Consider the following 21,637-nt stretch of genomic DNA (forward strand, 5'->3'; position numbering starts at 1 on the left):
CTCCTATTCAAAGTTTAGGCTTCGTAGCTTGTGGCGTACGGGGACCACAGCCAGCCTCGTCCATGCTATCGGTTTCTGAAGAGGCCAACCAACGCACCGCTCAGCCTCCCATCCCGGTAATGGCAAGGTTCCGGCTGATCCCGTCCAGCGCGCCGGGCGGCTCAGGTTCCCGGCGCTCCGTGATCCCGGAAGCCGTAACCGGGAACGGCAGGGTCTCGGTGCGGCTCAGGTCCCAGGCCATGCTGGCGCTGATGCTGATCCCCCTTGGCCCGGTCCGCCGGGTGGTTCCCCGGATCAGCAGCAGCCGGGTGCCGAACAGCAGCTGACCGGCCAGCTTCTGGGCCTCATGGAAGAAGACCGAGTCCACGCAGCCCGTGCCGTCGTCGATGCTGATGAACACCACGCGGCGCCCGCCCCGCATCGGAGGGGTCTGGGTGGCGACGCGGACCCCGGCGACCAGCACCTCGGTGCCGTTGCGCAGTCCCAGCAGCCGGTCCGCGGTGGTGACACCCAGCCGGTCCAGCAGCGGCCGGTGGCTGGCCATCAGGTGGTCGCTGACATCCACCGCCATCAGGTCCAGCTCCGCCCGGACGGTATCCACCAGGGTGGGCGCGGGCAGGACGGCCTTGAGGTTTTTCAGCTCGACGTCTCCCAGCGGCAGCGACAGCTGCCCCTCGATCACGTCGGTGCCTTTCCGCTGCGGCCTGCTTTGCAGGGTCTGCAGATGGTGCACCAGGTCCGCGCGGTTGGCTGTCCCGCCGGAGGCCCGGTGCAGGGAATCGAAGGCACCGAGCTGGGCCAGCCGCTGGATGCTGGGTTTGCTCAGCCGTGACCTGACCCGCAGGTCCGCGAGCGAGTCGTAGGGCTGTCCCGCCACGATCCTTTTCAGTTCTGTTCCGGAGAGACCGTAGATGCCGTTCAGGCTCAGCCGGATGCCCAGCCTGCCACGGTCCGGGCCGGCGGCCACGCGTTCCACCCGGTACTCGGCCTGGCTGCGGTTGATGTCCAGGGGCAGGATCGGGATGCCGAGCCGCCGCGCCTCGGCCACCAGGAGCCGTTTGGGGTACATTCCCGGATCGTGTTCCCACAGCCCGGCGAGGAAGGCCTCCGGGTGGTGGGTCTTGAGCCAGGCCGACTGGTAGGTGGGCACGGCAAAAGCGGCGCCGTGGGCTTTGCAGAAACCAAAGCTGCCGAAGGCCTTGAGTGTGCCCCAGACCTTGTCCACCACTTCGGGGCTGTACCCCCGCGACCGGGCCTCCTTCCGGAAGAACTCCTCCACCCTGCCTTCCAGGACCTCGTTGCCGAGGGCGCGGCGGAATTCGTCGGCCCGCGCCAGCCCGCAGCCGGTCATGACGTCAAAGGTCTTCAGGATCTGCTCATGGAACACTGTGACCCCGTGGGTCTCCTTCAGGACGGGCTTGAGGTCCGGATGCGGATAGATCTCCGGCGCGAAGCCGTGCCGGTGCTCCAGGAAGGGCCGGACCATGTCGGACTTCATCGGTCCCGGCCGGAACAGGGAGATGTCGATAATGAGGTCATTGAACTCACGGGGAGCCAGTTTCCCGATGAGCTCCCGCTGCCCGGGCGATTCGATCTGGAAGCAGCCCAGGGTGTGGGTGCTGCGGATCAGCTCATAGGTGGGTTCGTCGTCGAGCGGCACGGCGTTCAGGTCGATCGTGCCGTCCGCGGCGATGTAGTCCGGGCCTGTCCCGTCCTCCCCCACCGGGTGGGCGCCGGCTGCGACCACCTCGGCCTTGGAGGGATGCAGGCGGATCACCTCGCGGACGGCGAAGGCCATGGCACTTTGCATCCGGACGCCGAGGACATCGAGTTTGAGCATGCCCATCGGGTCCATGTCATGCTTGTCGAACTGGCTCATCGGCAGGCCAAGTCCGCTGGGCTGCACGGGAGTCCGGTCCAGCAGGGTCGCGTCCCCCAGGATCACCCCGCAGGGATGCATGGAGATGTGGCGCGGCAGCCGGTCCAGCCGTTCGGTGAGGTCCACCAGCAGATCCAGCTGGTGGTTCCCGCCGGCGTCGCGCTGGCCCACCCGGCCGGCGAACTCCTTCAGCTCGGGTTTCTCCTCGAGGGCTTCACGGAAGTTCCGGGCCGAGAAACGCCACAGCTGCTTGGCGATGTCGCCAATTTCGCCCTCCTCCATGCCCAGGGCAAGGCCGGCGTCGCGCACGGCACCGCGGGCGCGGTAGCCGTTCTGCATGCTCATGAGCGTGACGCGCTCGGCGCCGAAGCGCTCAAAAATTTTCCGGTAAACGTTGTGCCGCTCGGCGCTTTCGACGTCGATGTCGATGTCCGGCAGCGTGGCGCGGTCCCGGGACAGGAAGCGTTCGAAGATGAGGTCGTGCTGCAGCGGGTTCACCTGGCTGACGTCGATCAGGTAGTTGACCAGGCTGGAGGCCCCGGAGCCGCGGGCCGCGGCCCGGACTCCCATGTCCTGGATCATGCGGGAGACCTCGGCCACGGTCAGGAAGTACGCGGCGAAGCCCAGGCTGTCGATGATCCGCAGTTCGTGTTCCAGCCGCGAGCGCAGCTCCCCGGCGGGTTTGCCCGTGATCCCGGGGAACCGCCTGCTGATGCCTGCCTCGCAGCGCAGGGTGAGCTCAACGAGGGCGTCTCCGGCAATGCCTATCACGGAGGCTTCCGGCACCACCGGCTGCTTCCATCCCATGTCCGTGACCGGGTCCATCCGGCAGCGGTCCGCGAGCGCCTCGGTCTGCGCCATCAGGCTTTTGAGGTCGGCGGCGCCGTATCCGGCGGCGTGCATGATCTCCTTGCCGAGCTGGAGCATCTGGCCGGCGGATTTGAGCCAGCCCTGCCCGTTGGGCTGCAGCAGCGGCGCGGCGGAAAGTTCGGGCAGCGATTTGAGGGTGCGGGCGGAGTCCAGCACATCCGCGGTGGCCGCACCGTCCTCGGCGACATAGCGCACGGCGTTGCTCAGCACTGCGGGTACCCCGTGCTCGGCGGCGAGCTTGAGCATCCGCACCGCGTGGGCGGTGCTGAGCGGCTCCCCGGGGGGGCTGAGCTGGCTGACCACCTCAGCGGCGATGGTTCCGGCGGGCATGGCGTCCAGCCAGCGTTTGAACAGGGTGCGGGGGCGCAGGTAGCGCCGACCTCCCATGGCCCGTCCGGCGTCGGAGTCCGGCCCGATCAGCACGGTCAGCACTGGCTTGAGGGTTTCCGGGTGCAGGGCGCGGGATGCCAGCTCTGCCCGGGTCACAGCCACAGGCACCGCTCCCCCCGCCTTGCCCGTGGTGCGGGCATGCGCATCGGAGATCAGCCGGCACAGCGCACGGTAGCCGGCGCCGTCGTTGTGGCCGTGGGCGAGCACGACGACGCGTCCCCCCACCTGGGTGCGGAGGTCACCGTCGTCGTCCAGGACCGCCAGGTCCACCCCGACCACCGGATCCACCCCTCGGCCATGCAGGCTTTCAGGTGCTTGACAGTGCCGTAGAGGCCGTCGCGGTCGGTGCAGGCGAGGGCCGTGGCCCCGTCCGCGGCCGCCGCGGCAGCCAGCTCCTCCGGCCAGGACACCCCGTAGTGGGCGCTGAAGGCTGTGGAGACATGGAGATGGGTGAAGCTCATGCTGATTCCGGCTCCCGCACGGAAACCAGGGCGTCGTGGATGCGCAGCAGGCGCCAGCGCCCGCTGGCCATATGCCGGGTGAGGTCCAGGGTGAAGGTCCCGGCGTCGGCAGTATCCGCCCTGCCCCCTTGGATTTGCACTTGCACCCGCCAGATCTCATGGTCCACGAGCCCCGGCCCGCTCCCCAGGGGCGCCCGCTGCTCTTCGGCCCACCACTGGCGCCGTTCGAACCAGCGGACCGGTTCGGCGCAGACTGTGTAGGCGCGGCCGGCCCAGGTCAGCTCCCGGGGCTCGCCGGAGGGTGTGCAGAGGACATCCACCCCCTCGCTGAACATGCCCATCACGCCTCCCGGACCACACCATCTGCACCCCCGCCTGCGCTCAGGCCGGAACCCAGCCAGTCGGAAGTTATTCGAAGATATCTTCGAATAACTCCAGTCTACGACGGTGCCGGGACAAAACCTAGATCAGGGGTGGACGGACGCTGGCACAGGTAGCAGGATTGAGCCATGAGCTCCCATAACGCACTCCTGAAGCACGTAAGCATCGCCGCCGAGGACGCATCCTTGGTGGCGAAGTTCGATATTGACGGGAATATCCCCGGCCAGGGTGCCTATGTGGTGGGGCTCGTCGCGGCAACCCCGGACCATTCCCATCAGCGGCGAATGGGGATCGAGTTCATGAACGGGGAGGCCGTCTCCTTCTACTGCTTCAGCCATGACGGCACGGAGGAGAACTTTGACCTCAAGGGCGTGGAACATTCCGGCAACACCATTACCGGGTATTTCCCGCTCAGCACCGTCATGGGCCTGGCGAAGGGGCACCTCATGACAGCGTTCAGCGACTGCGACGGCCGCGAGTACCAGGCGAATGTCCCGGTGGAGGAAGCCCTCTAGGCGGCGGGGCCTAGGAGCTGGCTTTGTAGACTTCCAGCTCGAGCGTGATGAAAGCATCGATCATGGCCCGGTAGGTTTTTTCCACGAGGTCGACGTCGATGTCCTTCTGTTCCGCCGTGGCGCGGACGTGCTCGATAACCCGTTCCACACGGCCGGGGGCCCGCACCTCGGCGCTGTCCGACTTGAGGGTTCCGGCGATCCGGATCAGGCGCTCGCGGCGTCCGATCAGGGACACGATCTGCTCGTCCACCTCGTCAACAGCCACCCGCACGGCAGCAAGCTGTTCCCGGTCGGCCTTGGCAGCTTTATCGTCTTCGTGATTTGTGGACATGTCCATGACAGTATCGAAAGATGCAGCCACGAGTCGATTTAATTTCACTGGGTGTCCGCAGCGTTGACGCCTCCCGCAGCTTCTATGTCGACGGCCTGGGCTGGCCCGTCCACCGGGAAGTCCGGGGCGAGGTCCTGTTCATCCAGGCCAACCACGGCCTCATCCTCTCCCTGTGGGATGCCGGGCAGATGCAGGCCGAAGCCGCCACCGATCCCCCCGCCGGGGTCCCCTCCATCACAATCAGCCACAACCTGGGCAGCGCGGCGGAGGTCGACTGGGTGATGGCGGAGGCCGAGTCCGCCGGAGCGCAGATAGTCGCCGCCCCGAAGACCCAGCCCTGGGGCGGCTACACCGGCTACTTTGCCGATCCCGACGGCTACCGCTGGGAAGTCGCCTTCAATCCCACCTGGGCGGTCGACGGCGCCGGGCACGTCACGCTGTAACCCGCGCGAGGGGACGCGGCGCAGGCCGGCGCCCCTGCATCCCCAGCCTGCCGCCCCGGCCAAGGGCACTAAGACCCTGTTGGCCTGCTCCCCGGGATTACTAACGTGACATGGAGCACACGGCGGCACGCCTATTCGAGCCGGTGTGCGGTCAGCGGGAAAGCAGCAGTGGTGCCGGCGTGCGTCGGCGGCACCACGCAGCTTCCGCCACCGCCAGCAGCGCCCTCCCGGCTGGAAGGCCAGGCTAGAACAGGCTCCCCACCGGCTTAATGAGCTCCGGGGAGTCGTTCTTCACGTTCCCGACAGCGGTTCCGACGGCGTCGATGGTCCAGCCTTCCGCGACATCGTGCGCGCCGGCCCGGACCAGGTCCACCAGTCCGGCGGCGTCGTCGGCGTGGGGGTCCAGCCACGCCTGCATGGTGGCCCGGTCCATCGGCAGCGGCACCCGGTCGTGCAGGGCCGTGAGCTCGGCCAGCATGCCGCCGGCATAACCCTCCGGCGGCGAGTCGGTGGTCAGGATGGACGTGGACAGCAGCCAGCGCTCCGGGTCGTCCTCCGCCTTGGAGTGGTCCCTCCACCATTCATAGAGGCCGGCGAAGGCGATCGGGCGGCCGTCCTTGGGGTGGACGTAGTAGGGCTGCTTGCCCCGGCCCTCACCCTTCCATTCGTAATAGCCGTCAGCGGGGACGGCGCAGCGCCGGGCGCGGGTGGCCTTCCGGAACGCCGGTTTCTCCAGCACGCTCTCGCTGCGGGCGTTGATCATCTTGGAACCGATCCGCGGGTCCTTGGCCCACGACGGAACCAGGCCCCACCGCGCAAGGTGCAGCTGCCGGACCTGTTCCCCGTCCACCAGCCGCTCCAGCAGGATCGGCACGTCCGCCGTCGGCGCCACATTCCACGACGGCGGAATCGCGATCTCCTCCTCGAGCCCGGCGTCGAACTCAGCGAGCAGGTCCCCGACGGCCCGGGCCATGACGTAGCGTCCACACATGGCTCCAGCATGCCACCCGGTGCACCCGCGGGCCAGCGGCGGCCGCACTCCGGCCGCCGCCGCGGATCATGCGCCGTCGACCGAAACCACGATCTTGCCGCGGGTGTGTCCGTCCATGTTGAGCCGGAAGGCCTCCGCAGCCTGCTCCAGCGGGAAGGTCCGGGCGATCTCGACCCGGATGTTGTGCTCATCGACCAGCCCGGCGAGCGCCTGCAGGTCGGCGGCCACGGGGTTCACCCACATCCAGGTGCCCCCGTGCTCCTCCACCTCGCTGTCGGCAATGGACGCGTGCCTGCCGTCCGCCGCCAGGACGGCCAGAGTGGCTTCGAGGTTCCCGCCTGCGAAGTCCGCCACAACCTCGACGCCGCCGGGGCGCAGGGCGCGCACCCGCTCCGCGAGGCCTTCGCCATAGCTGACCGGTTCAGCGCCGAGCGAGCGCAGGAAGTCGTGGTTCTTTTCCGAGGCGGTCGCAATTACCCGGGCACCGAGCGCCGTGGCGATCTGGATCCCCAGGGAGCCCACACCGCCGGCACCGCCATGGATCAGCACGGTCTCACCCGGAGCCAGGCCCAGACGGGTGAGCACCTGGTAGGCCGTCAGCCCGGCCAGGGGAAGGCCGGCGGATTCGTCCCACCCAAGGGAGGCGGGTTTCCGGGCCAGCAGCCGCTCCGGCAGTGCAATGTATTCGGCAAAGCTTCCCCCGTGGACGTAGTCCTTCCGGCCATAGGCGATCACCTCGTCGCCGGGGCTGAACTGCGGCGCATCGATCCCGACGGATTCGACCACCCCGGCCACATCCCATCCGGGGATTGCCGGGAACTGCAGGTCCATGACCTGGTCCAGGTAGCCGGCCATGATTTTCCAGTCGACCGGGTTCACCGCGGCCGCCTTGACTTTCACCAGGACCATGCCCGGGCCGACCTTGGGCAGCGGCTGCTCCGTGACTTCCAGGACGTCGGGGCTGCCGTATTCGCTGTACGTTATGGCTTTCATACAGGCAAGAACCGGGAGTTCCGGGACACTATTCCCCGCTGCCCGTACAGCACTGGTGGCTGTGCGGGAATAGCGGCCCGCGGGTTACGGTTATTGAGAGTGACGTATGAATTGTGCCGGCGGCTTCTGCCGGCAACGGCGCCGGCAGCGCGCGCCGCCTACCAGTTGAAGGAGAACTTCGTGGACTTCACCCCCGAATCCGGCACCATCACCATGTTTTCGACCACCTGGTGCGGCTACTGCAACCGCCTGAAGAAGCAGCTGGACGCCCAGGGCATCGGCTACACCGAGATCAACATCGAAGAAGTTGACGGCACCGCAGATCTCGTGGAGAAGCTCAACGGTGGCAACCGCACCGTCCCCACCGTCCTGTTCCCGGACGGCAGCGCGGCCACCAACCCCTCCGCAGCCGAGGTCAAGAGCCGCCTCGCGGCCTAGGGCCTTCCTGATGAACCGATAACGACGACGGCGCGGCCCTCCTAAGGGGGCCGCGCCGTCTTCCGTTGTGCAAGCATGTTGTGGGGATACCCCGTGATCTAAGCAGAGGAGCTCTTTCCCATGGTCCATAAAGTCAAAGGCGCAGTAGTCCGCGCAAAGAATGCCGATGTCACCCTGGAAACCATCCTGGTTCCGGATCCCGGACCCGGTGAGGCCCTGGTGGACATCCTCACTTGCGGTGTGTGCCATACGGACCTGCATTACAAGCAGGGCGCCATCAACGACGACTTCCCGTTCCTGCTCGGCCACGAGGCCACCGGCGTGGTCAGCGCGGTGGGCCCGGACGTCACCGAGGTGGCCCCCGGGGACCGGGTGGTGCTGAACTGGCGCGCCGTCTGCGGTGAATGCCGGGCCTGTGCCAAGGGCCAGCCGCAGTACTGCTTCAACACCCACAACGCCACCCAGAAGATGACGCTGGAAGACGGCACGGAACTGACCGCCGCTCTGGGCATCGGCGCCTTTGCCGAGAAGACCCTGGTGGCCGCCGGCCAGTGCACCAAGGTGGACCCCGAGGCCGACCCGGCCGCCATCGGCCTGCTCGGCTGCGGCGTGATGGCAGGCATTGGCGCCGCCATCAACACCGGGAACGTCAAGCGCGGCGATTCCGTCGCCGTGATCGGCTGCGGCGGCGTGGGCGTGGCTGCCGTTGCCGGTGCCGCGCTCGCCGGTGCCACCACGGTGATCGCCGTCGACATCGACCCGAAGAAGCTCGACCGCGCCAAGGACCTCGGCGCCACCCACACCGTGGACTCCTCCGCCGTCGACCCCGTGGAGGCCATCCGCGAACTGACCGGCGGTAACGGTGCGGACGTGGTGATCGACGCCGTCGGCCGTCCCGAAACGTACAAGCAGGCGTTCTACGCCCGCGACCTTGCCGGCACCGTGGTCCTGGTGGGGGTCCCCAGCCCCGAGATGACCCTGGAACTGCCCCTGCTGGATGTCTTTGGCCGCGGCGGCTCGCTCAAGTCCTCGTGGTACGGCGACTGCCTGCCCTCGCGCGACTTCCCCATGCTGATCGACCTGTACCGGCAGGGCAAGCTGGACCTCGACGCCTTCGTCACGGAGCGGATCACCATCGACCAGATCGAGGAGGCGTTCGGCAAGATGCACGCCGGCGCCGTCCTCCGCTCGGTGGTCGAGCTGTGAGCGGCGGAGCTGCGGACGGCCTCAGGATCGACCGGCTGGTCACCTCGGGCACGTTCTCCCTCGACGGCGGCACCTGGGACGTCGAGAACAACGTCTGGATCGTGGGCAATGACGCGGAATGCATCGTGATCGACCCCGCGCACGATCCCGCCGCCGTCGAGGCAGCCGTTGCCGGCCGCACGGTGGCCGCGATCCTGCTGACGCATGGCCACGATGACCACATCGCCGCCGTCGGCGATGTCCGCGCGCGCGTCAACGCCCCGGTGTACCTCAACCGCGCGGACTGGATGCTGTGGGAGAACGTCTTCCCGGGCACCGAACCGGACCACGCCATTGAGGACGGGGACACGTTCGACGTCGGCGGCGCACGGCTCGTGGCGCTGCACACGCCGGGCCACTCCCCCGGCTCCATGTGCTTCACCCTGGCCAGCGAAGGCACCGTCTTCAGCGGCGACACCCTGTTCCAGGGCGGTCCCGGCGCCACCGGCCGGTCCTACAGCGACTTCCCCACCATCATCGAGTCCATCAAGACCCGGCTGCTGACGCTGCCGGCGGACACCGTGGTGCGGACCGGGCACGGCGACCCGACGACCATCGGCGCCGAGGCGCCCCAGCTCGACGAATGGATCGCCCGGGGGCACTGACCGCGGCCCTCGTCGATGGGCAGACCCACCAGTGCCGGCAGGTGGCACTGGCGGGGTCTGCCCATCGCTGAAAGTATCGGGAACAGCGGCAGGCGGCGGCTTTGGGACTGTGGCTGCTCCGTCCCACGTGTTGAACGGAAGCCGACACTTCTACCCGCACTGGACGCACCAGACTTAACGACGTAGGTTCGGGATACCGGCACCGGATGACGACCACCCAGCGCCGGCCTACTGCTCCCCACGGCGGGAGCGCCACTGAAACAGATCGGTGGGACAAGTGACATGACTGGAAGGGCGCACCATGCCCACCTCGCACATCACACAATTCCTCCTGGAAGCAACCATCGCCGAGGACGCCGGACAACCGCTCGGCCTTGACTGCCTCTATGGGCTGTACACCAGCTGGTGCCTCCTGCACCACATCCGCCCCCTCGAAGACCTCCACTTCCGAAGCGCACTCGAGAAGCACGGCGTGGAACCCGGGAACATCCGCAGACGCATCACCGGGCCCGCCGCCACTGACTACATACTCGCCAGCTTCCCGGCAACCCACTGACAGCGCCGGCCCTGGACCTGGCCCCGCACGCGTTCAGCGAAACATTCGCCACACGCGTTCCTTACGTAACGGAAATCACATTTAAGTTGATTGCCTGTGGTTATCACCCTTATCCTCTAGGTGAGGTTTTGCAGACGGCCTTCTTCGATTTCCGTAAAGGGAAGAGCGCCGTGAAGCTTTCCGTCGTCGTTTCTGTGGACCTGGACCACACCTCCGTCACCATCCGCGCAGCGGGCCAACTCAGCGCCCGGGCGGTGCTGGCCTTCAACCCGCCGCCCCGCGCTTCCGCACCAAGGCTGGCAGCGTGAGCGGCCGCGGAACCCCTCCCCGCCCGGACCGGGTTCAGCGGTTCTCCACCTGGGCCCAAGTGCCCCTCCAGGATCTCCTGACCCTGCGCCGGTCACTGCGACAGTCCGCTGCCGCAGTGACCGGCCCCGCCATCACGATCGAAAGCGAACTGCTTTCGATCGTCGACGACGAAGTAATTCGGCGCGGCCTGAAAGCCGCGGAGGAAAGCCCGTGAACCTCCAACGGGTACGGAGACCTTAGAACCACCGCGGGTATGGCTCAAGAAATGAACACTATTGGGGGAGCCATACCCGCGGCGCACTTACGCACTGCCGCAGCCGGAGCCAGTCACGTGATTGGCGGAGGGGGTCAGTGGGAACTGAATAAAGCCGCCAGATGTTCGGCGGCCCCGCCGTGTGCAGCAGCGGCCACCAGTTCGTCCGCGACCGCATGGAGCTTGACGTTTCTCTGCTGGCTGGCAGCGGCCAGGACGTCGAACGCTGCAGGCCCGTCAACCCCCCTTAGCGCCATGACGATCCCCTTCGCCTGCTCGATGAGGTCCCTATGGGCGTACACGCGCTCGATAGCCTCTGAAGTCGCGTCCCGGGATTCGATGCGCAGGCTTTGAGTCACGTCGACCATAAAGCCACGCCGCGTGTCCACCTGGCCTGTGGGCCCCGTTACGGCCTGCAGCGCCGAAAAAACTCGCCTCTCCCTGCCACGGATGTCGTTGATCCGATGCAGCAGCGCCCCCTGTCCCCCGTCCTTCAGGAGCTCCGCCCAGACTGCGAGCACCTGCCCACGGTCCAGCGGATGTTTGTGGGCCATGAAGAGGTCCAGGGTGGGCACCACCTCCCCGGGGCGCAGCCCGTGGATGCCGAACATGCCCTCGGACCATTCCATCTTGCGGGTGCGGACATGGAATTCGAAGGTTCCCGAAGGACACTTCGTGCCGGGGCCGAGCGGAAACAGGTACGTATCAAGCTTCGACCACATCTGTTCCTCCGATACAGGAAAGAGCCGCGGCTGACGGTCCACCACGCTCTGAAGGAGACCTGTCCCGTCCGCACCCACGACCAAGAAAGAATATACAAGTCCCACGGAAGGCCCGGTAGAGCACGCGGCCATCACTCTGGACGTTCTGGCGCCGGAAATCTTGCCGGATTTTTAGTCGGGAGCCAGCCGACCTGCGGCTTCATCCGGCCGCCCAGATCCGGGAGCGAAGAAGTATTGAATTATAAGCAAGCTTATGTTTTCCTGCTTCTAAGTCCTGCCGCGGGCTTACCGGAACCCATGGTCAAAGGACACGCTGACATGGCCCAATCCAAAAACCACTCGTCCCGGAGCGGCCAGCTCCGTGAGGTATTCCAGAACCAGCTGGTTCTGGAATACCTGGATCTGGCGCAATCACTGGCGAAGCGTTTCGCGGGGAGCGGGCGCGAAAAAGAGGACCTGGTCCAGGTGGCCTATCTGGGCTTAGTGAAGGCGGCCCGGGGGTTCGACGAGTCCCGGGGGATCAGTTTTCCGGGCTACGCTGCGCCCACCATCAATGGGGAGCTGAAGCGGTATCTGCGGGACCGCTGCTGGGTTGTCCGGCCACCGCGGGGCGTTCAGGATCTGCGTACCTGCGTTCAGCGGGTGCACCCGGAACTGACGCAGTCCCTGGGCCGGAATCCGACACCCGCTGAAGTGGCGCGGGAGTTGGGCGTGCCTGTCCGTGCCGTCGGCGAGGCGTTGGCCGCACACTCGAGCATGAGGCCCGACTCGCTTGATGCCGCGGATCCTCAGAGCGATGGTCAGTCGCCGGCGGACGGTCCCGCGGTGCAGGATCCGTCGTTCGAGCGGCTGGAAGAAATCATCTGCCTCAGTCAGGCCATGGGAAAGCTGTCGGCTTCCGATCGGGAGCTCCTTTATCGCCGGTACTTTTGTGAGGAAAGCCAGTCGGAGCTGGGCAGAAGGTTCGGGGTGTCGCAGATGCAGATTTCGCGCCGGCTCGCGCGCGTGCTCGTGTGCCTTCAAGAGCGGTTCACCGAGGCGGACGCCTACCGTAAGCCGAGTTCCCGGACTGCTGCCAGTACCTCCTGAACCGACACGCCCAGCAGCGCCGGGTCAGGTTCCCGGGCGAATGTGTCACCCCGGCGCAGCTCCGGCTTGGTCAGCACAACGTGAGGCCCTGGCGGTGGACCCCATTCCTCCGGCGTGGCTGGCCCGAAGAGCACCACGGAGGGGCGGCCGAAGGCGGACGCCAGGTGGGCAGCTCCTGTGTCAGCGGTGACTACCAGGCGCGCCGATGCTATCAGCGACGCAAACTGCCCCAGCGGTTGCCTGCCGGCGAGCACCGAACCTGCACCGGTACCCGATTGCCGTGCGACATCAAGGGCGCGGTGCCGTTCTGCTGAACCGCCGGTAAACACGATGCTGTGGCCGGTCTGCCGCAGCTCGGCGGCGACGGCGGCGAAACGCTCGGAAGGCCACAGCCGGCTGCCGTAGGCCGCACCGACGTGGATGACGGTAGCCCCCGGCAGGTGCGTTGGGGTGCCTGGCGGGGAGAGGAACAATTCCTGCGGGTCGGCGTCGATCCCGTGCCACGTCAACAGCCGCGTCCAGCGCTCCCGCTCGTGGATGCCCTCGAGCCAGGGTGGCCCCGGTGTCTGGCCGGACCGGTGTGAGATGGTCCGGTTTGCCCGGAGGGCCTCGATACGGCCTTGGCTTTCAGGGCCGCGCCCGTGAAGGTTGACCGCCACGTCCACAGTCCCGGGCCGCAGGGGCAGCGGTTCATCCAGCCCATGGATCGGCAGCAGCTCATAGCCGCCGACCAGGGCGAGCCCGTCGTCGAGCCAGTCCTGCGCGGCATAGAGCAGCCGGTGCCGCGGGTAGGCGCGGCGCAGCGCGCGGAGGGCGGGCACGGCCACGAGCAGGTCACCAAGCTTGAGCGCCCGCAGGACGAGCAGCACCGGCCGGTCGTCGTCCTGAAATCCGTCCATCATGCCCACCTTTCCTAAGGCTCCAATTCCGGAGTTTAGACCCCGGGGCGAGCCCGGGGTGTTTAGACCGGGCGTCTTCGGGGAACGGGACAGTTATGGAACCTAGCGATGGACCGTCCCTGCGGGCTGTTCTGTTCGACCGGGACGGGACCCTGATCCGGGACGTGCCCTACAACGGCGACCCGGGCCGCGTGCGGCCCATGCCGCAGGCCAGGGCGGTGCTGAAGCGGCTCAGGTTCTGCGGCATGGCCACAGGTGTGGTGAGCAACCAGTCCGGGCTTGGCCGGGGCTTGCTGACATACGAACAGGTGGGAGCTGTCAACGCCCGGGTTGAGCAGCTGCTGGGGCCGTTCAACGTGTGGGAAATTTGTCCGCACAGTCCTGAGGATGGCTGCCGCTGCCGGAAGCCGGCACCAGAGTTGATCAGCCGGGCCTGCAGGAGGCTGGGAATATCGCCGGCAGAAGCCGCCTATGTCGGTGACATCGGCAGCGATGTGGAGGCGGCCCGTGCGGCAGGCGTCCGGGGCGTGATGGTTCCCACCCCTCTGACCCTGCCGGCAGAAGTTGAAGCCGCGCCGGAAGTGGCTGCTGACCTCCGCTCCGCAATAGACCTACTGTTGCCGGCGCCCTCCCGAAGGAATATCCCGTGAGCCGGGTCCTGGTCGCGAGGCTGGACGGAATGGGTGATGTGCTCCTGGCGGGCCCGGCGGTCCGCGCCGTGGCGTTCGGCCGACGACACGACGGCGGTGCTCCCAACGACGTCCTCCTGTTGTGCGGGCCGGAGGGCGAGGCTGCCGCTTCCCTGTTGCCGGGAGCAACGGAGGTCTACAGCTGGAGTTGTCCGTGGATCATCAAGCCGGCACCCAAGGTGCAACAGATCCACCTGGAGGTCCTTACTGCCTATGTCAGGCAATCGCGGGTTGACGAGGCCGTGATCCTGACGTCCTTTCACCAGTCCCCGCTGCCGCTGGCCCTGTTGTTGCGGCTGGCCGGGGTGGAGCGCATCACCGGGGCCTCCACTGACTACGCCGGGAGCCTGCTGGACGTGAGGTTGCGTCCCGGCGAGGACTTTCCCGAGGACCGGCCAGAAGCGGAACGGGCCTTGGGCATTGCCGAGGCGGCCGGCTTCGGGCTACCCCCGGGAGATGACGGCAGGCTTCGGATTCAGGGCTACCCCGATGCGCGCCCCCTGGTTGGGGAGGAACCTTACGTCGTGGTCCATCCCGGCGCCGCTGCGCCGTCGCGGGCCTGGCCGCCGCTGCACCATGCCGCGGCGGTAGAGCTGTTGGAAGGAGCCGGACACCGCGTTGTGGTCACCGGCGGCCCAGGCGAAACCAGGTTGACCGCCACGGTCGCCGGACCCTCGGCACTGGACCTCGGAGGACGGACGGACCTGAAGACCCTGGCCGGTGTGCTGAACGGGGCCCAGGCCCTGGTCACGGGTAACACCGGTCCGGCGCATCTGGCGGCCGCGGTGGGGACACCGGTGGCGTGCTTGTTCTCCCCCGTTGTTCCGGCGGCCCGCTGGGCACCCTACGGTGTCCCGCTGGAACTTTTGGGCGACCAAACAGCACCCTGCAGGCTCAGCCGTGCAACGGAGTGCCCTGTCGCCGGGCATCCCTGCTTGTCGTCCGTGGCCCCCGAACAGCTCCTGGACGCGGTGGAGCGGCTCATCAGTGGCGTGTCCTCGCTCTCAACCCGCAGAAAGGTCCGGCACCCATGAGGATCCTGCTGTGGCACGTGCACGGTTCGTGGACTGATGCGTTTGTCGGTGGCCGCCACGAGTACCTCCTGCCGGTGCTGCCCGGAGGTGGGCCCTGGGGTCTGGGCCGGGCAGGCCGTCCCTGGCCCTCCACCGTCCGCGAGGTACAGCTCGATGCACTCGATGCGGACAGCGTGGATGCCGTCATCCTGCAACGGCCGGAGGAAGCGGCGGAGGTGACCCGGGCCCTGGGCCGGACGCCCGGCAAGGACCTGCCTGCCGCGTATTTGGAACACAACGCTCCCCGGGGTGACGTGCCGTATTCGGTTCATCCGCTGGCCGGCCAGCAGTCCATTCCGGTTGTCCACGTGACGCATTTCAACGAGTTGTTCTGGGATAGCGGCACCACCCCGACGCTGGTGATCGAACACGGCGTCCCTGATCCCGGGCCCGGGTACAGCGGTGAAGTTCCGGAACTGGCCGTCGTCGTCAACGAGCCGGTGCGAAGGGGGCGGGTCGCCGGAACGGACCTCCTGGGCCGCTTTGCCACGGCAGCGCCGTTGCGGGTTTTTGGCATGGGCGGCGACGGACTCTCGGATGCCGCGGGTGTTCCGGCCCCGAGGCTGGCGGTCGGGGGGGATCTGCCGATGGATGAGCTGCACCGTGAAATGTCCCGCTGCCGGGTCTACCTCCACCCTTTCCGCTGGACTTCCCTGGGCCTGGCACTCCTTGAGGCAATGCACCTCGGCATGCCGGTCGTGGCCTTAGCCACCACGGAGGCAGTCCGCGCGGTCCCGCCGGAGGCCGGAGCGGTCTCGACCAGTGTGGACGACCTGGTGCGCGCCGCGCGGTTCCTTATCGACAACCCGGAAGAGGCCCGCCGCCGTGGCGGTGCTGCCCGCGAAATCGCGCTGGCCCGCTACGGCCTGCCAGCGTTCCTGGCGGCCTGGGACGCCCTGCTGGAGGACTTGACCGGCCCCCGGTTCAGGGTCGGGCGGCTCCTCGTGGCAACCGAAGAAAGGAAGAGCCCATGAAAATTGCGATGGTTTCCGAGCATGCCAGCCCGCTGGCGGCCCTCGGCGGAGTGGACGCCGGCGGCCAGAACGTCCATGTGGCGGCGCTGTCGGCCGCGCTGGCCAGACGCGGGCACCACATCACGGTGTACACGAGGCGGGACGCGGACGACCTCCCGCACCGGGTACGGATTTTTCCTCGGGTTGAAGTTGTCCACATCCAGGCCGGGCCGGCCCGCCACGTCCCCAAAGACGACCTTCTTCCCTACATGGAAGAACTTGCCAGCGGGATTTCACGCGACTGGGAGCGCCACCGGCCGGACCTGGTCCACGGGCACTTCTGGATGTCGGGCCTGGCGGCCCTCGACGCGACCCGCCAAGGGCCCGCGGGGGCCCACATCCCCGTGGTCCAGACCTTCCACGCTCTGGGGACGGTGAAGCGCCGCCATCAAGGCAGTGCGGACACCAGCCCGTCGGAGAGACGGTTGCTGGAGCCCGCCGTCGGGCGCAGCGCCGACCGGATCATCGCCACCTGCCCCAACGAAGTCTTCGAACTGAAGGCGATGGGCATCCCGCCCGGAAAGATCTCGATCGCACCGTGCGGAGTGGACCTGGACCTCTTCCCGGGTACCGGACAAGCCGACCGGCGCGCCCGGACCCACCGCATCCTCTCTGTCGGGCGCCTCGTGCCCAGAAAGGGCGTCGACGTGGTCATCCGGGCTCTGCCGCTGCTCCGCGCGGCGGGCTTTCCCGACGTCGAACTCCTCGTCGTCGGCGGCGGCGGCGACGCCACAGAAACGGAGAGAGACTCTGAACCCCGCCGCCTGCTGGCCATCGCCGCAGAGCTGGGCGTCCGGCAACAAGTGAGTTTCCGGGGACAAGTACCCCGGGAGGCAATGCCGGGCATCTTCCGCAGCGCCGATGCCGTCGTCTGCACCCCCTGGTACGAACCCTTCGGCATCGTCCCCCTCGAAGCCATGGCGTGCGGCGTCCCGGTAGTAGCCGCAGCGGTGGGCGGCCTGCGGGACACCGTAGTGGACGAGAGGACCGGGCTGCACGTACCGCCGCGGGACCCGGAATCAACGGCAGCCGCCCTTGCGCGGCTGCTGGCCGACCCAGGGCTGCGCCAAGCCCTGGGCCGCGCTGGCCAGCAGCGTGCCAGGTCCCGCTACAGCTGGGACAGGGTGGCCGCCGAGACCGAGAAAGCCTATCTGCACACACTCACCGGAGCCGCCGGGCGTAGCCACGAGGCCCGCGGCCAGCTCCACCCAGTGAAGGAAGGAGCAGTGCTGTGAGCACCGAACTGCCTCTTGCCAAGGTGTCACTCCCCGCCCCTTCCGCGCTGCTGTCCGGGAAGCAGACGGGCGCAGGCGTCGCCGAATGGTCCGGTCCGGATCCCGCAGCCGCCGTCGAGACCCACCTGCGCAATATCGTCCCGGCCCTTGAATCCCTGCGCGCCGAGTCCGCACGACTCGCGCTCTGGGGCGAGGAACTCGCCCGCCGGCTGCTGGCCGGTAACCGGCTGCTCGCGGCCGGGAACGGGGGTTCCGCAGCAGAAGCTCAACACCTTACGGCCGAGCTCGTGGGACGCTTTGACGGCGAAAGAGCCCCGTTCTCCGCCATCTCCCTGCACGCCGACACGTCGGCGGTGACGGCCATTGCCAACGATTATGGGTTTGAAGAACTCTATGCGCGGCAAGTCCGGGCGCACGGCCGCCCGCGGGACATCCTGATGCTGCTGTCCACCAGCGGCAAGAGCCCCAATCTTCTGCGGGCCGCCAGAACCGCGGCCCGGATGGGCGTTACCACCTGGGCGCTGACCGGACGGGGCCCAAACCCGCTATCCCTGAGCTGCGACGAAACGATCGCCATCGACGGGCCCGCCGCCAACGCCCAGGAGTGCCATTTGATCGCCCTGCATGCAATCTGCCGGGCTTTCGACGCCGAAGTCAGTCGCCATGGCCTTCGGGAAACGCGGCGTCGGCCATGAAAATCGTCGTTGTTGGTGACGTGTTGCTCGACGTTGACCTGGATGGCACAGCCACCCGGCTCTGCCCGGACGCGCCCGTCCCCGTCGTCGACGTCGCACACGTTCGGGGAAGAGCCGGGGGCGCCGGCCTGGTGGCCCGGATACTCGCCGGAGACGGACACCAGGTGTGCCTCGTGACCGCGCTTGGCAACGATGACCCCGGCCGCCGTCTCCTCGAGGAGCTGGCGGGCATCACCGTGGTGGCAGGTCCTTCGGGGGCACCGACCCCGGTCAAGACCCGGCTCCGGGCAGACGGACACCCGGTGGCCAGGTTTGATGAAGGATGCCAGGTCCTTCCCACGCCCGACGTAACGCCGGACATGATGGAAGCAATGGAGGGTGCCGGAGCGCTGATCGTGGCGGATTACGGCCGGCGCCTGACCTCGCAGCCGGCCCTTCGCGCAATGATCGCGCGCCTTGCCCGGCGCATTCCTGTCATCTGGGACCCGCACCCCGCCGGGGCCGATCCCGTCCCCGGCGTCGCGGTTGTGACGCCGAACCTTTCGGAAGCCCTGGCTGCCGCGGCAGCCGTCACGGACGGGTCGCCGGGCCCTCCGCACGGTGTCCCTGAAATCGCGGCAACACTGCTGCGCGGCTGGAAGAGCCAGGCCGTCCTGGTCACGCAGGGCGGTGACGGCGCGACCCTGGTGAGCGGTTCAACCCCGGCACCTGTCCACTTCCCGGCCCCGCCCACCGCCGTCGCGGATGCCTGCGGTGCCGGCGACAGGCTGGCTGGCAGCCTCGCCGCCCACCTCATGGCCGGAGGAGAGGTCGAAGACTCCTGCCGCCGCGCCGTCCGGGAAGCGGCCGCGTTCCTGGCTGCCGGCGGCGTCGCCGCCCTGCCATCCGCACCTCCGCCACCGCCGCTTCCAGGGAAAGGAGCTGACGCCCTGGCGGTCGTCCGCCGCGTCCGGGCAGCCGGGGGCACCGTGGTGGCGACCGGGGGCTGCTTCGATCTCCTGCACGCGGGGCACACCCGCACTCTCGCAGCCGCAAGGGGCCTGGGAGACTGCCTCATCGTCTGCCTGAACTCAGATGCCTCAACCCGCCGCAACAAAGGGCCCTCCCGTCCCATCATCGGCCAACAGGACAGAACGGAACTGCTGATGTCCCTCGAATGCGTGGACGCCGTCCTCGTCTTCGACGAAGATACCCCGGAAAAGGCCCTTGACCTGCTCCGCCCTGACCTCTGGGTAAAGGGCGGTGACTATGACCCCACGCAACTGCCCGAAACCGCGCTGATGGAGAGCTGGGGCGGCCGCTGCCTGGCGGTGCCTTACCACCCGGCACGCTCCACAACCCGACTCGCCGGGGCACTGGCCCGGGTGGGCTGAACAGCTGGGCGGACCGGCCAAGACCGGCCAGCCACCTCCTCCGGCCGGACACCGGCCAGACATAAGAAAGGAACACCATGAAAGAAACCACGTCATCCGTCCTTCCCGGCGCCGGCAGAGTCCTGGTAAGCGGGGGCGGATCAGGACTCGGCGCCGCCGTCGTCGAGGCCGTGCTCCAAGCCGGCGGCATGCCGTTTGTGCTCGATCGCGAAGTCCGCACTGTCTCCGCCGCGAAGGCGATCGAAGTCGACGTCGCGGACCGGGCAGCGGTGACGGCCGCCGTCACCCAGGCCGCGGAGGCACTGGGTGGTCTGGACGCCGTAGTGACGGCGGCCGGCATCGACCGGTGCGGAAAGCTCGAAGACGTCCCGGCCGAAGACTGGGAGCAGGTCATCTTCGTCAATCTTCTCGGCACGGTCTCCGTTGTGCGGGCGGCCTTGCCGTACCTGAAGTCTTCCGGCGGGCGCGTGGTCACCGTGGCCTCGACGCTGGGCAAGCGGGCGTTGCCGGAGGCCTCAGCGTATTGCGCATCCAAGTTCGGCGTGATCGGATTCAGCCAGGCCCTTGCCGCGGAAACCGGCGCGGAGATCGGAGTGACAACGCTGATCCCGGGCGGCATGAAGACACGGTTCTTCGATGACCGGCCCGAGCAGTACAAACCCCGGGACGACTCCCGGCTGAACGATCCGTCCAGGGTGGCGCGGGCCGTCATATTCGCGCTCTCACAGCCTCCCGGCTGCGAAGTCCGCGAGCTGGTCATCTGCCACGCGCAAGAGGATTCCTGGCCGTAAACAGCCGCACGTCCCGGTAGACATCCGACGCGCTGATGCCCGCCAAGAGGGAAGAATCGTGCGCGCAGCGGGCAGCCGTCCACCCCACTTGTGTGATGTCTACGCCGCATTCGGGGCACCGGGTCGCCCAGGAAAGATGGACCCGGTGCGCGCTGCGGCCAAGTGGCCCGGCGGTGATGAGGTTCCCCACCCAGTACAGGCCAACGGTCGGAACTCCAAGGGCCTGGGCCAGGTGCCGGGGTCCGCTGTCATTGCCCACGAGAACGTCGCACCGGCCCAGCAGCGCCGGCAGGGTTCCCAGTCCGAACCTGCCGGCCATGGACACGACGCCGTCAGACCCGGCGGCCTCCACGACCTTGCCCGCCAGGTTCCGCTCGTCCGCGCTGCCGATCACCAACACCCGGCAACCATCGGCGGCGCACTCCGCCGCGACCTCACCGAAGCGCTCAACCGGCCAGCGGCGCCGGGGATCCGTGGCCCCCGGATGGAGGGCGACAACGGGGGTCCCCGGGCTGTCATGACGGAGCTGAAGCAACTCGTGGACCTGGGCAGCGTCATGATCCGGCACCTCAAGGCGGGCTTCGAGCCCGGCCGGCGGAGCTCCGGCCAGCCCGGCCACTTCCAGGCCGCGAAGCGGCTCGTGCTGGTAATAAATGTACGGAAGGCTGCGCTCCAGCGGGGCTGCATCCGCCGTCCGCGAGCCCACGGTGTGACGGGCCCCCAGCCGCAGCAGGAAAGGATTGGAAAATCGGCCTCCACCGTGAAGTTGGACCGCCAGGTCGAATTTTTCCCGCTGCATGGACGTGAAAAAGGACTCGGTCGCTGCCTGGTCCACGGGTCCCGGCCTGACCCCTTCAGCTCTTGGCAGGATCCGCACGTCGCGTACCGGGCCAGGGGTGCTGCCGAGGAGTTCGGCGTGGGCGGGTGTTCCGAGGAGCGTCACGGTTGCCCCGGGGTAGGCTGCCGCAAGGGCGGAAACGGCGGGCAGGGCAAAGAGAAGGTCGCCCAGTCCCCCGCCCCGCAGCACTGCGATGCGCCCAACATCCGAGAACTTCTCAAGAACAGGGCCGACTCCCCAGCCGGTGATACCGGCCCCTCCAAATTCCGGCGCGAGGTCCTCCAAGGCAGTCCTGTCCGTCCGCTGTTCCTGTGGTGGGCTCACCCTAAGTCCCGGTTCTGTGCTTTGGCTAGCGGCCCGTTGCGCGCGGAGGAACCCGGTTGGGTCGGGCGTTTCCCTGGACGCGATTGCCCTGGGGAAAGGGGTGTGAAGGCGCCCCTGACGGGGTACTGGACTGTGTAGGAGCCTCATCTGCCGGCGAAGGCGCCGCGGCCTCCGCCCCATTCACTGTGTGGCACTCCACTGGGAAGGAAACACATGTCAGCGATTGTGCCGATTAA

At 67.8% G+C, this 21,637-nt stretch carries 23 protein-coding genes and 1 pseudogene; 16 read left to right on the forward strand and 8 right to left on the reverse strand.

Annotation, left to right across the window (positions count from 1 at the left end):
* Window positions 1-100: 100 nt before the first annotated feature.
* Window positions 101-3,600: pseudogene (locus ACTWQD_RS08505) on the reverse strand (DNA polymerase III subunit alpha).
* The gene (locus tag ACTWQD_RS08510) at window positions 3,597-3,941 is read right to left on the reverse strand and encodes a DUF6504 family protein (RefSeq protein WP_443195715.1); all 345 of its coding nucleotides are present in this window, start codon (window positions 3,939-3,941) and stop codon (window positions 3,597-3,599) included. The pseudogene ACTWQD_RS08505 and the gene ACTWQD_RS08510 overlap by 4 nt, the downstream one beginning before the upstream one ends.
* A gap of 168 nt (window positions 3,942-4,109) precedes the next feature.
* Here ACTWQD_RS08510 and ACTWQD_RS08515 point away from each other — a divergent pair, with 168 nt between their 5' ends.
* Window positions 4,110-4,496, forward strand: coding sequence for a hypothetical protein (locus tag ACTWQD_RS08515; protein WP_066437579.1), 387 nt, complete (start codon window positions 4,110-4,112; stop codon window positions 4,494-4,496).
* A gap of 10 nt (window positions 4,497-4,506) precedes the next feature.
* Here ACTWQD_RS08515 and ACTWQD_RS08520 read toward each other — a convergent pair whose 3' ends face one another.
* Window positions 4,507-4,833 carry a chorismate mutase gene (locus tag ACTWQD_RS08520; RefSeq protein ID WP_443195716.1) on the reverse strand — a complete coding sequence of 109 codons (327 nt, stop codon included), beginning with the start codon at window positions 4,831-4,833 and terminating at the stop codon, window positions 4,507-4,509.
* Window positions 4,834-4,847: 14 nt separating this feature from the next.
* Between ACTWQD_RS08520 and ACTWQD_RS08525 the strand changes: the two genes are divergently transcribed.
* A complete protein-coding gene (locus tag ACTWQD_RS08525) occupies window positions 4,848-5,270 on the forward strand; it encodes a VOC family protein (RefSeq protein ID WP_443195717.1) in 423 nt (140 codons plus the stop codon).
* A gap of 244 nt (window positions 5,271-5,514) precedes the next feature.
* Here the strand turns inward: ACTWQD_RS08525 and ACTWQD_RS08530 are convergent, their stop codons facing one another.
* Both ACTWQD_RS08530 and ACTWQD_RS08535 read right to left on the reverse strand, forming a co-directional pair.
* On the reverse strand, window positions 5,515-6,261 hold the full coding sequence (locus tag ACTWQD_RS08530) for an SOS response-associated peptidase (protein ID WP_443195718.1): 747 nt from the start codon (window positions 6,259-6,261) through the stop codon (window positions 5,515-5,517).
* Window positions 6,262-6,327: 66 nt separating this feature from the next.
* Window positions 6,328-7,254, reverse strand: coding sequence for an NADP-dependent oxidoreductase (locus ACTWQD_RS08535; protein ID WP_443195719.1), 927 nt, complete (start codon window positions 7,252-7,254; stop codon window positions 6,328-6,330).
* Window positions 7,255-7,434: 180 nt separating this feature from the next.
* Between ACTWQD_RS08535 and ACTWQD_RS08540 the strand changes: the two genes are divergently transcribed.
* From ACTWQD_RS08540 to ACTWQD_RS08565, 6 genes are all read left to right on the forward strand, one after another.
* Window positions 7,435-7,692 (forward strand): mycoredoxin, encoded by a 258-nt coding sequence (locus ACTWQD_RS08540; RefSeq protein ID WP_066439967.1) that lies wholly within the window; start codon window positions 7,435-7,437, stop codon window positions 7,690-7,692.
* Window positions 7,693-7,812: 120 nt separating this feature from the next.
* Window positions 7,813-8,898: an S-(hydroxymethyl)mycothiol dehydrogenase gene (locus ACTWQD_RS08545; protein WP_443195720.1), complete on the forward strand. Its 1,086-nt coding sequence runs from the start codon at window positions 7,813-7,815 to the stop codon at window positions 8,896-8,898.
* Window positions 8,895-9,542, forward strand: coding sequence for an MBL fold metallo-hydrolase (locus ACTWQD_RS08550; RefSeq protein WP_443195721.1), 648 nt, complete (start codon window positions 8,895-8,897; stop codon window positions 9,540-9,542). The genes ACTWQD_RS08545 and ACTWQD_RS08550 overlap by 4 nt, the downstream gene beginning before the upstream one ends.
* A 301-nt stretch (window positions 9,543-9,843) precedes the next feature.
* Window positions 9,844-10,098, forward strand: coding sequence for a hypothetical protein (locus ACTWQD_RS08555; RefSeq protein ID WP_443195722.1), 255 nt, complete (start codon window positions 9,844-9,846; stop codon window positions 10,096-10,098).
* 170 nt (window positions 10,099-10,268) lie between these two features.
* A complete protein-coding gene (locus ACTWQD_RS08560) occupies window positions 10,269-10,406 on the forward strand; it encodes a hypothetical protein (RefSeq protein WP_443195723.1) in 138 nt (45 codons plus the stop codon).
* Window positions 10,403-10,621 carry a hypothetical protein gene (locus ACTWQD_RS08565; protein WP_443195724.1) on the forward strand — a complete coding sequence of 73 codons (219 nt, stop codon included), beginning with the start codon at window positions 10,403-10,405 and terminating at the stop codon, window positions 10,619-10,621. The genes ACTWQD_RS08560 and ACTWQD_RS08565 overlap by 4 nt, the downstream gene beginning before the upstream one ends.
* 134 nt (window positions 10,622-10,755) lie before the next feature.
* On the opposite strand, the gene ACTWQD_RS08570 is transcribed toward ACTWQD_RS08565, so the two are convergent.
* The gene (locus tag ACTWQD_RS08570; RefSeq protein WP_443195725.1) at window positions 10,756-11,382 is read right to left on the reverse strand and encodes a PAS and ANTAR domain-containing protein; all 627 of its coding nucleotides are present in this window, start codon (window positions 11,380-11,382) and stop codon (window positions 10,756-10,758) included.
* A gap of 318 nt (window positions 11,383-11,700) precedes the next feature.
* On the opposite strand from ACTWQD_RS08570, the gene ACTWQD_RS08575 reads away from it, so the two are divergent.
* Window positions 11,701-12,471, forward strand: a complete 771-nt coding sequence (locus tag ACTWQD_RS08575; RefSeq protein WP_443195726.1) for a sigma-70 family RNA polymerase sigma factor — start codon at window positions 11,701-11,703, stop codon at window positions 12,469-12,471.
* Here ACTWQD_RS08575 and ACTWQD_RS08580 read toward each other — a convergent pair.
* Window positions 12,429-13,373: a glycosyltransferase family 9 protein gene (locus ACTWQD_RS08580; protein WP_443195727.1), complete on the reverse strand. Its 945-nt coding sequence runs from the start codon at window positions 13,371-13,373 to the stop codon at window positions 12,429-12,431. The genes ACTWQD_RS08575 and ACTWQD_RS08580 overlap by 43 nt on opposite strands.
* 92 nt (window positions 13,374-13,465) lie before the next feature.
* Between ACTWQD_RS08580 and ACTWQD_RS08585 the strand changes: the two genes are divergently transcribed.
* From ACTWQD_RS08585 to ACTWQD_RS08615, 7 genes are all read left to right on the forward strand, one after another.
* Window positions 13,466-14,020: a D-glycero-alpha-D-manno-heptose-1,7-bisphosphate 7-phosphatase gene (locus ACTWQD_RS08585; RefSeq protein WP_443195728.1), complete on the forward strand. Its 555-nt coding sequence runs from the start codon at window positions 13,466-13,468 to the stop codon at window positions 14,018-14,020.
* The gene (locus ACTWQD_RS08590; protein WP_443195729.1) at window positions 14,017-15,093 is read left to right on the forward strand and encodes a glycosyltransferase family 9 protein; all 1,077 of its coding nucleotides are present in this window, start codon (window positions 14,017-14,019) and stop codon (window positions 15,091-15,093) included. The genes ACTWQD_RS08585 and ACTWQD_RS08590 overlap by 4 nt, the downstream gene beginning before the upstream one ends.
* Window positions 15,090-16,106 (forward strand): glycosyltransferase, encoded by a 1,017-nt coding sequence (locus ACTWQD_RS08595; RefSeq protein WP_443195730.1) that lies wholly within the window; start codon window positions 15,090-15,092, stop codon window positions 16,104-16,106. Before ACTWQD_RS08590 ends, ACTWQD_RS08595 begins: the two co-directional genes overlap by 4 nt.
* On the forward strand, window positions 16,103-17,380 hold the full coding sequence (locus ACTWQD_RS08600) for a glycosyltransferase (protein ID WP_443195731.1): 1,278 nt from the start codon (window positions 16,103-16,105) through the stop codon (window positions 17,378-17,380). The genes ACTWQD_RS08595 and ACTWQD_RS08600 overlap by 4 nt, the downstream gene beginning before the upstream one ends.
* Entirely contained in the window at window positions 17,377-18,075 is a 699-nt protein-coding gene (locus tag ACTWQD_RS08605) for a D-sedoheptulose-7-phosphate isomerase (protein WP_443195732.1), read from the forward strand. The genes ACTWQD_RS08600 and ACTWQD_RS08605 overlap by 4 nt, the downstream gene beginning before the upstream one ends.
* Window positions 18,072-19,448, forward strand: a complete 1,377-nt coding sequence (locus ACTWQD_RS08610) for a PfkB family carbohydrate kinase (protein WP_443195733.1) — start codon at window positions 18,072-18,074, stop codon at window positions 19,446-19,448. Before ACTWQD_RS08605 ends, ACTWQD_RS08610 begins: the two co-directional genes overlap by 4 nt.
* Window positions 19,449-19,525: 77 nt before the next feature.
* Window positions 19,526-20,239 (forward strand): SDR family oxidoreductase, encoded by a 714-nt coding sequence (locus ACTWQD_RS08615; RefSeq protein WP_443195734.1) that lies wholly within the window; start codon window positions 19,526-19,528, stop codon window positions 20,237-20,239.
* On the opposite strand, the gene ACTWQD_RS08620 is transcribed toward ACTWQD_RS08615, so the two are convergent.
* On the reverse strand, window positions 20,205-21,401 hold the full coding sequence (locus ACTWQD_RS08620) for a glycosyltransferase family 9 protein (RefSeq protein ID WP_443195735.1): 1,197 nt from the start codon (window positions 21,399-21,401) through the stop codon (window positions 20,205-20,207). The two genes, ACTWQD_RS08615 and ACTWQD_RS08620, sit on opposite strands and share 35 nt — an antisense overlap.
* Window positions 21,402-21,637 lie beyond the last annotated feature (236 nt).

Origin of the sequence: Pseudarthrobacter sp. 1C304 (assembly GCF_052245515.1) — a bacterium.
Taxonomy (GTDB): domain Bacteria; phylum Actinomycetota; class Actinomycetes; order Actinomycetales; family Micrococcaceae; genus Arthrobacter.